The organism is Pseudomonas asuensis, from assembly GCF_014646755.1.
GTDB classification, from domain to species: domain Bacteria; phylum Pseudomonadota; class Gammaproteobacteria; order Pseudomonadales; family Pseudomonadaceae; genus Chryseomonas; species Chryseomonas asuensis.
Map to the genome: position 1 here is coordinate 118709 of NZ_BMNW01000003.1, position 12895 is coordinate 131603.

9 protein-coding genes and 1 pseudogene are annotated in these 12895 nt (G+C 51.1%); 1 reads left to right on the forward strand and 9 read right to left on the reverse strand.

Translation table 11 applies throughout. The features are described 5' to 3' along the window. Nucleotides 1–15 precede the first annotated feature (15 nt). The 9 genes and pseudogenes from IEX86_RS25630 to yaaA form a co-directional block, all read right to left on the reverse strand. Nucleotides 16–894 carry a methyl-accepting chemotaxis protein gene (locus IEX86_RS25630; protein WP_373290414.1) on the reverse strand — a complete coding sequence of 293 codons (879 nt, stop codon included), beginning with the start codon at nt 892–894 and terminating at the stop codon, nt 16–18. After that, a pseudogene (locus tag IEX86_RS25635) lies at nt 874–1641 on the reverse strand (MCP four helix bundle domain-containing protein); the annotation flags it as partial. The gene IEX86_RS25630 and the pseudogene IEX86_RS25635, both read right to left, overlap by 21 nt. Nucleotides 1642–1763: 122 nt before the next feature. Further along, nucleotides 1764–2573, reverse strand: coding sequence for a SirB1 family protein (locus tag IEX86_RS07200; RefSeq protein WP_188865455.1), 810 nt, complete (start codon nt 2571–2573; stop codon nt 1764–1766). Between the two features lie 156 nt (nt 2574–2729). After that, nucleotides 2730–5348 (reverse strand): DEAD/DEAH box helicase, encoded by a 2619-nt coding sequence (locus IEX86_RS07205; RefSeq protein ID WP_188865456.1) that lies wholly within the window; start codon nt 5346–5348, stop codon nt 2730–2732. A 163-nt stretch (nt 5349–5511) separates the two neighbouring features. Then, the gene (locus IEX86_RS07210; RefSeq protein ID WP_188865457.1) at nt 5512–6483 is read right to left on the reverse strand and encodes a 2-hydroxyacid dehydrogenase; all 972 of its coding nucleotides are present in this window, start codon (nt 6481–6483) and stop codon (nt 5512–5514) included. A 32-nt stretch (nt 6484–6515) separates the two neighbouring features. Beyond that, the gene (locus IEX86_RS07215; protein WP_188865458.1) at nt 6516–7391 is read right to left on the reverse strand and encodes a TIGR01459 family HAD-type hydrolase; all 876 of its coding nucleotides are present in this window, start codon (nt 7389–7391) and stop codon (nt 6516–6518) included. A 173-nt stretch (nt 7392–7564) separates the two neighbouring features. After that, on the reverse strand, nt 7565–9016 hold the full coding sequence (locus tag IEX86_RS07220; protein ID WP_188865459.1) for a mannose-1-phosphate guanylyltransferase/mannose-6-phosphate isomerase: 1452 nt from the start codon (nt 9014–9016) through the stop codon (nt 7565–7567). 493 nt (nt 9017–9509) lie between these two features. Then, a complete protein-coding gene (locus IEX86_RS07225) occupies nt 9510–10184 on the reverse strand; it encodes a PilZ domain-containing protein (protein ID WP_188865460.1) in 675 nt (224 codons plus the stop codon). A 118-nt stretch (nt 10185–10302) separates the two neighbouring features. Then, on the reverse strand, nt 10303–11079 hold the full coding sequence (yaaA, locus tag IEX86_RS07230; protein ID WP_188865461.1) for a peroxide stress protein YaaA: 777 nt from the start codon (nt 11077–11079) through the stop codon (nt 10303–10305). 379 nt (nt 11080–11458) lie between these two features. On the opposite strand from yaaA, the gene IEX86_RS07235 reads away from it, so the two are divergent. Continuing rightward, on the forward strand, nt 11459–12850 hold the full coding sequence (locus IEX86_RS07235; RefSeq protein ID WP_188865462.1) for a PhoH family protein: 1392 nt from the start codon (nt 11459–11461) through the stop codon (nt 12848–12850). Nucleotides 12851–12895 lie beyond the last annotated feature (45 nt).

Below are 12895 nucleotides of genomic sequence, written 5' to 3' on the forward strand. Positions count from 1 at the left end.
GCACCGTGTCTATCCTTAAACTTTAAAGTGAGACACCAGGGTGTTCAGCTCTACGGCCAAGCGTGATAGCTCTTGGCTTGCGGCTGTGGTGTCACGAGCGCCCTCTGAACTCTGAACAGACAAGTCCCGAATGTTGACCAGGTTACGGTCCACTTCGCGGGCTACCTGTGCTTGCTCTTCAGCTGCGCTGGCAATAACAAGGTTACGCTCGTTGATTTCACTGATCGCGCGGGTGATCTCTTTCAAGGCTTCGCCCGCACGGCGAGCCACGTCCAAGGTAGAGCCGGCTCGGGTCGTACTGGAGTCCATGGAGCTTACTGCTTGTTCGGTACCACTCTGAATGCTCATGATCATCTGCTCGATCTCACGAGTCGACTCCTGGGTACGGTGTGCCAGGGCACGAACTTCATCTGCAACAACAGCGAATCCACGACCGGCCTCTCCTGCACGGGCGGCTTCGATGGCAGCATTAAGTGCCAGCAGGTTGGTCTGGTCCGCCAGGCCACGAATAACATCAAGCACCTTGCCAATATCACGTGACTGATTAGCCAGTTCGCCTACCAATTGTGCAGTGGTCTCGACTTCCGAGCTCATATGCTCAATGGATGAAACGGTTTCCAAGACACGGTCCTGGCCTTCCTGAGCAGAGCTTGCTGAGTGCTTAGAAGCCTCGGATGTGGTTATGGCATTACGCGCTACTTCTTCTACAGCAGAACTCATTTCAGTAACTGCTGTAGCCGCCATTTGAATCTCATCATTCTGCCGATTGAGCCCGCGCGCACTTTCGTCGGTGATGCTGCTGAGCTCTTCAGAGGCTGCAGCCAGTTGACTTGAGGAGCTGGAAATGCGCTCAAGGGTATGGCGCAGCCTTTCCTGCATCGTCCGCATAGCCATCAGGAGGCGAGCAGGTTCGTCCTTGCCCGTTACCTGGATCTGTTTGGTCAGGTCACCACTGGCAATGTCTTCAGCTGCACGTAGGGCCTGATCAACAGGCTGAACAATACTGCGTGTCAACAGCCAGGCCAGGATCACTGTCAGCAGAGCAACAATGACCAACAAGGTAATAGCAGTAGTGACAGAGGTTGAGTAACTTTTGGCTGCGTTCTGATTAGATTTTATCGTTGAGTCTGCATTAAGGGTGACGAGCTTGCCCAAAATGGTATTGATCGCATCAGAATTCTTTAGCAATTCTTCATTAAGTACGAGCCTAAGTTCGTCGAGTTGATTCGCAGAAGAGAGCTGCATCATTCGGTTCTTTAACTGAAGATAGTCACTCCACAGTTTTTGGAAGTCGCTGTACAGATTACGCTCATCCTCCGATGCAATCAGCTTCTCATAGCGTGTGCGTGCGGCTTCAACTTGCCCGGTACGCTGGTCAAACAGTGACAATGTCTTCTGCAGGTTTTCCGGCTCTCTGTTGATGAGCAGGCGATAGGAGAGCACGCGCAGGCGCAGGGTTAGCGATGTGATTTCATCCAGGCTGGTTACGCTGGGAAGCACATTTTGCTCAAAGTTAATACTGTTCTGGCGAATTTCACGCATCTGATAAAGCGAGAAAAGGCCCAGAATCAGGGTGAGTACGGCTATGAACGCGAACCCCAAAAAAGCGCGGGGTGCGATATTCAAGTTACGAAGAGTCATGGGATTGGTCCTGCCAGTCACAGCTTAAAGGAGATGTTTCGCTATCGGCTGTGCTTGTCAGGACTTGATGTCCGCTTGGCTGAGACGAGAGGTTTCTATCGTTAAGGTATGTTTCCACCGTATCAATGTAGACGGCGTCGACTGTCACCCAGGGCAGCCAGACGGCGGCTCAAGTGCAATTGCTCGGCTGGGTCATTGCTTAATAACAGCGCATGCTCAAGGTCATAGCGCTGAGCCTGGGGGCAGTCCAATCGGTTATACAGCTCGGCCCGAGCGAGATGATCCGAGACGCTGGGAGGGCCTATTTCCAGTACACGCTGCGCATCTTTTAGCGCTGCCAATAGCTGGTTATCAAACTCATGCAGTTGCCGGAGGTTTCGAGATAGCCTTTGAAGCAGCTCATGTGGCTGCGCAATATGCAGGTGCTGCGCTTGCAGCTGAGCATGTGGGCCAAACTGGTAAGCCAGCAGTCCGCGATAGTCCTTGGAGTAAAGCCGTCTTCCACTGGTAGGATCAAGCAGATGATCTGCATCAGGTACACGCAGTAAAAAATGGCCTGGGAAATTGACACCAACCAGGGGTATCTCCAGTCTACGGGCTAGCTCCATGGCAATTAGCGATAGAGAGAGCGGCTGCCCTCTACGACGGGCCAGCACCTTGTGTAGCAGCGCAGCCTGAGGCTTTAGCGGCCAGTCATCAGCATGAAAACCCAGCTCAATCATTCGACGCAGCAGCTGCTGCGCACGCTCGGCAGGCGAGCGTTGATCGTCAATGGCCGCATGGATAGAAGGAAGGATGTCCGCCAGAAGATGCTGAGCCATTTCAGGTTGAAAGGTCAGATCGTGTTCCGCAGCTATCCACAGTGCGGCTTCAAATACAGCAGGTGGCTCACGGTTGAGCGCATCCAGGCAGGCTTGGCGCGGTAATTCCATCGCAATCTCCCAAACCCATGCCCACAGCATGGCAAGCGCAGTCAAACAGTATCCAGATCACAAGGGATATGGAGCTTATTATGCTTAACAAGTTTAGACCGCTTCTCGGGATGCACCGCTCTGTTCGGATAAACAGAGCGGCAAGCGGCTCAAGGTCTATTTACCGAGCGGGGTGAAAAGCGCTTCGATATCGGCTTCTGACATCCGCCAGTCTGCTGCGTTTTCCTCTAGAATCCCTGCGGCAATACGAGATTTTTCATATTGTAGTTGCTGGATTTTCTCTTCCAGTGTGCCTCGCGCAATGAGCTTGTAGACAAAAACAGGTTTGTCCTGCCCTATGCGATAGGCGCGGTCTGTAGCCTGGCTTTCTGCCGCAGGATTCCACCAAGGATCGAAGTGAATCACTGTGTCGGCAGCGGTCAGGTTGAGTCCTGTGCCGCCTGCCTTAAGGCTTAGCAGGAAAACAGGAGCCTCACCGGACTGAAACTGCTCTACAGGGGTACGACGATCCTGGGTTTCGCCTGTGAGGGTCACATAGTCGATTCTTTTTTCGTCCAGAGACTGCTGAATTAAAGCCAGCATGGAGGTGAACTGGGAGAACAAAAGAACGCGGCTACCATTGGCCAGCAAGCCTTCCAGCAATTCCATTAAACCTAACAACTTTCCAGAAGACTTGGCTGGCGCATCGCTGCCGTTAACCAGTCGGATATCGCAGCAGACTTGGCGAAGTTTTAAGAGTGCGTCGAGTACAACAACCTGGCTCCTGGCCAAACCTCTCTTTGCTATTTCACTACGGACCTTCTCATCAAGCGCGACACGCACCGTTTCATAGAGGTCACGCTGGGGTTGGGTTAACTCAACCAGCTGGACAATCTCTGTCTTGGGCGGCAGCTCGCTGGCTACGCGTTGCTTGGTGCGACGCAGAATGAAAGGCTTCACACGTCCCTTTAATTGAGCAAGGCGCTGGGAGTCGCCATTTTTTTCAATAGGGGTGCGGTAATCACGCTTGAAGTCTTTTACATCGCCTAGCCAGCCTGGCATCAGGAAATGGAACTGAGACCAAAGCTCGCCCAGGTGATTTTCCAATGGCGTACCCGTCAGGCAGAGCCGGTGTCGCGTGTTCAGGCCGCGTGCTGCTTGGGCTGCTTTGGTTGCTGCATTCTTGATGGACTGTGCTTCATCCAGTACCAGGAGATGAAAGGAGAAGCTGGCCAGCTGCTCGGCATCGCGCGGCAATAGGGCATATGTAGTCAGAATAATGTCGTGCTCAGGTATCTGCTCAAACAGGCTACGCCGTTGGGCACCATGGAGTGCCAGCACCTTGAGTTCAGGTGTGAACTTTGCTGCCTCGTCTTGCCAGTTGGGTATCAGGCTGGTCGGCATGACGATCATGGCAGGGCTAGTCAGCCGGCCAGACGTTTTCTCGACGAGGATATGAGCCAAGGTTTGCAGGGTTTTACCAAGCCCCATGTCGTCTGCCAGAATCCCACCGACATCCAATTCGCGGAGTGCCTGTAGCCAAGCCAAACCATCGCGTTGATATGGCCTTAATTCAGCATGCAAGCTTTCAGGGATCTGTAGGGGAGACGCTGAGTAATGCCGTAGTCGCTGGGCAAAACTTCTGAGCTTTTCGCCGCCTTGCCACGTCAATGGAACGCTTTCTTCAAGCTCGGCAAGCCTTGCTGCATCCAGGTGAGACAGGCGTATCTGCTTGGTATCGGCTGGTAGGGATTGCCCATGTAGCTCCATGAGCGCTGCAAGCAACGGCTTTATTCTACCCAGAGATAAGGCAATGCGCGTCGGACGGCCTGTCTTGCGCGTGGCAGGGCTGTCTACCCGGAGCAACAGGCGCTCATCGTCAGAACGTCTGGCCAGTGCTCCTGGCTCGAATAGTTGAGGATCCCGTCGGATAAGATCGATCAGAATAGGTAGTAGGCTAACGCGTCGACCCTGTACAACGATACCAAGCTCCAGATCAAACCATTCATGATCAGGCGCCTCTTGAATCTCGCCATACCAGTCCTCTACCTTGGTAAGCTCGAAGGCAAACTCTGGACGAATATCTATCTGCCAGCCAGTCTCACGCAATTGAGGCAATGTGACCTCAATAAAGCGCAACCAACTTGAATCATCAGGCATTTCAAACATTTCGCCAGCCTCTTCAGGCAGTGCTGCGCTGCGCCGCGTTGCCACCCGAAGGCCTGCAGCGTGCAGTACCTGCCGTAAGTGCTGTTCGGCTTCATTATGGCGTGCCGGTAAGGTAGTCGAGGCGCTACGCCCTGGTACGGGTTTGCCAAATACCTTTTTGCCGTCATAGAGAAAGGCTAATGCGGCTCTATGGCGAGTGACAGGACGCATACGTGCGGTCTGACGGTCATAATCAACCTGAGTGTGACTACCCAAGGTCAGCAATGGCTTAGGCGGCTTGACAAGAGTGTCAACTGCCTCGACCGCTTCACGGCGTGGGGGCGGGTTGCCGGCCTGCTGGCGGCGTTCCAGCTCGAACAGCACCGCAGCCGTGTGCTTGCAGTTTCTACCGGCACCACATGTGCATCGGCCATCTACAAACCATGCTCTTAAGCCAGGCTTGAGCGTAATAGATTGGCGGTAATCCAATCCCGAAGGGCTGCTGCATAGGGCATAAATCAGCCCGTCAGCGGCCGATCTTATTTTGGCGTAGCCTTCCTGAGCATAGCGCCGCCCACGCTCATAGTTGCGCTCGGTAAAGGAGCCTTTCCAATCTTGCCAGTGCAGATGGTCGAAACGTAGACGCATATGAAGCCTGTAACACGAAGCACAAACGAGTAATTGTGCCACAGACAGAAAGCGTCTCCGTACTGAAGTCGCTCAGGTTGCTTAAATAGATACTAGGTGAGAAAAATAGTGCTGCCTATTTAACGGACCGGTCACTAATGAGCAGGTCTGTACTAGGCTTGGCTCAATCCTTCCACGCTTCAGGATTTACCAGATCGCGTGGTCGGCTACCGTTTAAGGCTGCTGTCAAATTGGAGACCGCACGCTCTGCCATCGCATATCGGGTTTCATGAGTGGCTGAGCCGATATGGGGGAGGGTAACTACATTTCTCAATGAAAATAAGGGTGAAGATGAGAGGGGTTCGTGCTCGAAGACATCTAAACCCGCACCTCGAATCTGCTGGTTGGAAAGCGCCTCTATCAGAGCTGCTTCGTCAACTACAGGGCCACGAGCAATATTAATGAGAATGCCGCTGGGTTTCATCAGCTTCAACTCTTGAGCGCCAATCATATGGAGAGTTGAGTCTGAGAGAGGTACTACTAGACAGACAAAGTCGGATTCCTGAAGGAGTGCTTCAAGGTCACGATATTCCGCCTGTAATTCGTTCTCTAACCCAGGTTTGCGGCTGGTTGCATGATACAGGATCTGCATGTCAAAACCGAAATGGCCGCGTTTGGCGATAGCAGCACCAATACGGCCCATCCCTACAATGCCCAGCGTCTTGCCGTAGACGTCCGTCCCAAAGTGTTCTTCACCTATACCTTTCGCCCACTGTCCTGACTTGGTATAGGCATCCAGCTCGGGTAGGCGGCGAGCCGTGCTCATCAATAAGGCGAACCCGAGGTCGGCTGTGGTTTGTGTAAGGACATCTGGGGTATTGGTTAACAGGATGCCTCGCTCTGACAGGTAAGGCACGTCATAACTGTCATATCCAACCGAGACGCTGGAGATTACTTCGATGTTTTCTGCGCTTTGCAGCTCATTACGGCCTAGCGTCTTGCTGGCGCCGATCAGACCATGGGCATGGGGAAGTGCATGGTAGAACTGCTCGTCAACATTGCCCTGAGTATCAATGATGGTAACGTTAAAAGCTTCGCTCAGCTGTTGAATCAATGGAGCAGGGAGGCGATTGTAGATAACAACATTCTTTCTCACGGGCAACAGGCCTCTAATCAAGTTTTATTTCTTCAGACTAGTCCAGCCGCAGCGTATTGAGGACGTATCGAGTAATCCGCCAGAAAATGCTCAAGCCGCTGTTGTTCTGGCAGCTCATTAAACGCAACGGCCAATGCTTCACGATGAATGCCTGTAGATGCTAACCACAGGCAGTCAATGTTGGCTGAAACAGCACCGGGTACGTCGGTTACCAATGAGTCACCAACAAAGAGTAATTTGGTAGCGCCTAATGTTGCCAGTTCGCGTTGAGCACAGAAAAAAGCATAGGGATCAGGTTTCCCGTACCAGCGTACGCTTCCTCCCAGCGAGGTGAAGTAGTCAGCCAATTTACCTGCCGCATAATAAGGCAAACCGCCCGACACTACGGTGCGATCGGGGTTAGCGCAGAGAAACGGCAAATGTGTAAAAGCCTTGAGTGGAGCTTGGCGAAGCGCCAGTTCTTCCTGAGGAAAGCTTCCAACACCTAATATCAATGACGCTTGTTGAATATCGGTTACAAAGCGGCTACGAATATGCTCGGGCCAATTGCTTTGACCTTCGCCTGGTCCCGTTAAGTAGATACCGCCATGAGCCAGCTCAGGCTCTTGATTAATGGCATCAATGGCTAGCTGTCCAGAGGTTGTTATGCCGGCAAATTGTTCTCGACCGATTCCCAGTTCGATCAAGTGATCCATCATGGAAGCAGCATCACGGGAGGCGTTACTCAGAAACCAGACAGGCTTGCCTTCGTTTACCCGTCTCATCAGCCAATTCTGCGCACCCGGAAAGGCATCATAGCCATCAATCAGTACCCCCCAGAGATCAAGAATGAAGCCATCGTACTGACCGCAAACAGCATCTAGGTCAGAATGGGAAATAACTTGCGGAAAGGAAGCGGAGGGCATCATGGAGGATTATGTCCTGATCGGGTTGCAAAAGCTAAAAGAGTGCAGAGTACCTACTTTAGCGACTGAGATCACTTAGGGTAGAAAGCACAACACCGGCGCTAGGCCGGTGTTGTTGAATCTGGAGACAAAAGAGTTCTTGTTTTTATTCGCTCTCTTGGCTCAGCTCAGAGCAATTAACGCGCTACCGCATTAGTGCTCTTGGTCTGTGGCGCGTCGACGCGACCGTAGACATCTTCGTAGCGAACAATATCGTCTTCGCCCAGGTAGCCACCTGATTGTACTTCAATGATTTCCAGCGGTACCTTGCCTGGGTTAGCCAGACGATGTACAGAGGTCATTGGCAAATAGGTCGATTGGTTTTCGGTCAGCAGGAACGTCTTGTCGTCGCAAGTAACCTGCGCTGTGCCAGAAACAACAATCCAATGCTCGGCGCGGTGGTGGTGCATCTGTAGAGACAGCTGAGCGCCGGGTTTAACAGTGATGCGTTTGACTTGGAAGCGCTGGCCCATATCGACAGAGTCGTAGGAACCCCAGGGGCGGAAGACTTCCAGATGGCTCTTGACCTCTTGGCGGCCTTGCTCTTCAAGCTTGTTGACCAGCTTCTTGACGTCTTGAACCCGGTCTTTATGTGCGATCATGACCGCATCTTTGGTTTCTACAACTACAACATCTTCAATGCCGATCAGCGAAACCAACTTGTTAGTACTGTGGACGAGGCAGTTACGGGCTTCGTGCAGAACCACGTCACCTTTAGTAACGTTACCTTCGCTATCCTTGTCATGCACATCCCAGATGGCCGACCAAGAGCCAACATCATTCCAGCCAGCAGACATTGGAACTACGCAGGCGCGAGTAGTTTTTTCCATGACGGCATAGTCAATGGAGTTGTCCGGGCAAACTGCAAAAGAGTTGCGGTCGATAATGATGTGATCGCCATCAGCTTGGCTGCGCTCAAGAGTAAGCAGGCAAGTATCATAGATGTCAGGATCGTGCAGTTTCAGCTCTTCCAGGAAGCGGCTGGCGCGGAAGATGAAAATACCGCTATTCCAGTAGTAATCGCCTGATTCCACATACTGAGTAGCACGGATGGCATCTGGCTTCTCTACGAAGCGTTCGACATGATTAACTCCCTCAGGCAGGTTAGCTGAGTGAGTAGCCTTGATATAGCCGTAACCGGTTTCCGGGCGTACGGCAGGAATGCCGAACAGCACCATTTCGCCTTTTTCAGCGGCTTCAGTGGCTGAGTTCAAGGATGCCTTGAATGCATCAATGTCTTCGATGACATGGTCTGCCGGCAAAACAAGCATCAGTTCATCTTTGCCGTCAGCGAGTAGTTTCATGGCAGCAATCGCTACGGCAGGCGCTGTATTACGGCCAAACGGTTCCATGATCAAAGACTGAGGTTTGCACTTAACGGCTTTGAGCTGCTCTTCAACAATGTAGCGGTGCTCGATATTGCAAACAATCAAGGGCTGCTGCATGCGTTCTTCGCAGGCCAGTCTTGAAATGGTTTCCTGAAATAATGTCTTTTCGCTTGTCAAAGCAAGAAACTGCTTTGGATACATTTTTCGAGATAGCGGCCAGAGTCGTGAACCGCTTCCACCGGAAAGAATCACTGGAATCATGGCATTCTCCTTCAGCGCATGCTGAGTTGTAGGTCGCAGTCCCTTCGAGCGGGACGAAGCGTCCGTGCTTCTAGTTCCTGCCTAGGCAGGGTTTGTGAAATAAAAATAAAAAGGTTAGCTAATTAATTAGCTGTTTTAGTTAAAAATTAGTTACAACTTATAGGCAGTACATCACCCGCAGGCTAATAGGCATTGAATTGCTATACCCAAATGATGCTCGGTACCGCTGATTGAATAATATTAAGGAAGATGGCTCGTTTGATTCCGTTGCGCCATCAGGGTCTTCATTGACAGAGTGCTCGTAAAAAAGTTCATTAACGCCTAGGCATTCAAAATGCCAAAGCAGGAATCAACTATAGTAACGCTAGTCCCTGTGAGACTTCATTTCCGTGAAACGTTCAGTAAAAATGATAACTTATTTTCCTTTTGTGATCTGGATCAAGCTAAGAGTAAAGGGCGGCTCATGGTGAAAGCTGCCAGGGTAGGAGGGATATTAGCCTTGAGACGCACAAAAAATCTTGACGGGCGTTCCGATGTAAGAAGAGGGAATCTGCTTGGTGGGTTCTATGGACGCAATGACTACATAAGTGCTACCAGCGGCCTCAAGTGTCAATGATGAGATTACTCCTGTCCTTGGTTCCTGTTCATTGAAGAGATAAAAGTCAACTGATGAGCCTGGTAGTACAAGGCGATACTCATCAAATTCAAATCTCCCTTCAATTTGTGAAAGAGCTTCGCTTCCTTTGATGATCCCGGCAGCCCCTTTGCCCAGCCGTTTTTGAGCGAATGCTGAGTCGATCATATGACTAACGGTAACATCGTCGTTGAAGCGATATGCCTCAATCAGATACTGGAGTGCAGATAGCTCTCTAGGCGCCAGATCGTAAAATGCACAGCCTACTCGACCTGTATCTCGATCGATGGATTTAATCTCAAATGTGACGTCAATAGCCAAACTAAGGGAGTTAATGGCAAAAAGCAGTTTGCCCTTTAAGCTATCGCCCGTATGGGCAGTAATTGCTTTTGAGGTAAAACTGAATCCGCCTGTGGAAAGCTCAAGCAATTGATGCTCCGTGCCTTCGCGATGAGCACCTTGATAACGGATCCTGGCGGGCAGCTGAACACGTAGATGCTGCCGTTGTGTAGAACTGGTGTCGGGCGCGTTCATTAGATCCATCTCCACTATAAAACCCTTATCTACGCTAACTAGAGCAGATAAGGGAAAAGTCAGCATGGTTAACATGCAACGTCAATATGGCTTAATAAAATTTTGTACTATCAACTTTTTAAACAGGGCTGTCTCTTAGGAAGACCAGTTTGTCTTGAGTAGAATACTTCTCGCTAAAGAAATAGCCCTCCAAATGAAAAGACTTTAGGTCAATATAATTTTTTAGTTGATTTTTTATAATATAACGCGTCATAAGTCCACGAGCTTTCTTTGCATAGAAGCTAATGATCTTGTACTGATCGCCTTTCAAGTCCCGGAATTCGGTATCGATAATACGGCCTTTGAATAATTTGCGTTTGACTGAGCTAAAATATTCATTGGAAGCTAGGTTAAGCAGGATGTCGTCGCCTTGGCTCTCTAATGCATGATTTAGCCACTGCGTGATTCGGATATCCCAAAAATCGTAAAGATCCTTGCCGCGTAGATTGTCTAGCTTGGTTCCCATCTCTAGCCGGTAGGGTTGCATGAGGTCTAAGGGCCTCAGGACGCCATAAAGACCAGACAGTATGCGTAGATGAGTTTGGGCAAAATCGAAATCAGCCTCGCTAAAGTCTTCAGCAGCCAGGCCGGTATACACATCCCCCTTAAAAGCAAGCAGGGCCTGTTTAGCATTTTCAAGCGTAAAGTCAGGAGACCAGCTGGTGAAGCGTGCGGCATTAAGGCCTGCAATCTTGTCTGACACGCTCATGAGCTTTGCAATATCAGCAGGAGAGAGTGTGGCGAGCTGTTTGATCAACGCTTGGGCATCGTCAAGATATTCAGGCTGTGTATAGCGCTGAGTGGCTGGAGGCGTTTCGTAGTCAAGGGTTTTGGCGGGTGAAATCACCATCAGCATAGCGTGGAGCTCCTTTCTATTGACCGCTCATTGTAGGCTGTGCCTAAAACGTAGCTCCAGTTGGAAAAAGCTATGCGGCATATGAAAGTAAGGGCGACGCTATAAACAGCGGACAAAACTTTAGCCCCAGATAGGCAACGTTTCCAGTGATATTGGTCGATAAGAAAAAAATGGTGCCTGTTTACATAAAAGGGGTTTTGCCTACTCAAAGATTAAGGTATTACCAAGATGTCCGCTGCACGAACGGGGTTGCCCTTGAGTTGCAGGCTTGGCCCTGAAACCCCGAGGTGTGGTGGCACCTTTCGCTGCGGAGCGCCGTATTGGCCTCCGTCGACTGGCCACAAGAATCCTGTTTGGATTCTCGATGAGGTGAACGAGTATGGATGATCATGGACGCTCCCGCCCCACCCAGCCCACCCTCTATGTGCTCGACACCAACGTACTGATTCACGACCCTAATGCGTTATTGAATTTTGAAGAACATCACGTCGCTATTCCAATGACGGTGTTGGAAGAGCTCGACAAGCTGAAAACCGGTAAACATAGCGTAGCGACCGAGTGCCGGCAGGCGATCCGGTTGATTGATACCGTTCTTGCCGAGGCATCACCTCAGGAGGTGGAAAAGGGTGTGCCGATACCTCGTGGTAAAGGCGAGGCAAAAGGTTACCTTTCTATCCTGATGAATAAGCGGGCAGCTCCCGTTACCTGGCTGCCTGATAACCACAACGATAACCGCATCATCAATCAGCTGGTTGAGCTGCGTGCTCACCATCCTGGTGAACGTGTAGTACTGGTTACTAAAGACATCAACATGCGCTTAAAAGCGCGAGGCTGCGGGATCGATGCAGAGGATTACCATACCGATCAGCTAGTCGATGATGTTGCCCTGCTATCGCGTGGATATCACACCCTGGAAGGGTCTTTTTGGGACCGCGTCAGCAAGGTCGACTCCAGGCAGGATGTAGGACGCGTCTGGCATCGGGTGCAGCTATCCGATAACTTGCCGCCAATCCATCTCAATGATTTTATCGTTGACGAGCAAGGGTTCGTTGGCTGGGTTAAAGCCATTCGAGACAATGAACTCATTATCCTCGATATGCATCAAGAGCCGTTACTGCATCAAGAGGCCTGGGGGCTTCGGCCTCGTGATATCTATCAGGGGCTGGCACTGTTTGCCTTGTTGGACCCTGACATTCACTTGGTAAACCTGACAGGGGCTGCAGGGTCAGGCAAAACCATCCTCGCCCTGGCTGCGGCTATTGAGCAGACCATGGTGACCAAGCGTTACCGGAGGATCATCGCGACACGTAGCGTCCAGGGACTGGATGAGGACATCGGTTTCCTGCCCGGTACTGAAGCAGAAAAGATGGAGCCATGGCTAGGCGCCATCACCGATAACCTGGAGGCACTGCATATGGACGATGAAAGTCCCCATGGTAGTGTTGATTATATCCTGAGCAAGGTGCCGCTTCAGTTCAAATCCCTTAATTACATTCGTGGACGTAGTTTCCAACAGAGTCTGATCCTGATTGATGAGTGCCAGAACCTCACGCCTCATCAGATGAAAACAATCATCACCCGTGCGGGTGCTGGATCAAAAGTAATTTGCTTGGGTAATCTGGCGCAGATCGATACGCCGTATCTGTCCGCTACCAGTTCAGGGCTGACTTACTTGAGCGAGCGTTTCAAAGGCTTTCCACATGGGGTGCACATTACATTGCAAGGCGTGCCTCGCTCGGTGCTGGCCGAGTATGCCGAAGCGCATATGTAATGCCTCTTGGCAGGAAACTGGTAAAGGACATGGCCAGTTTCCTGC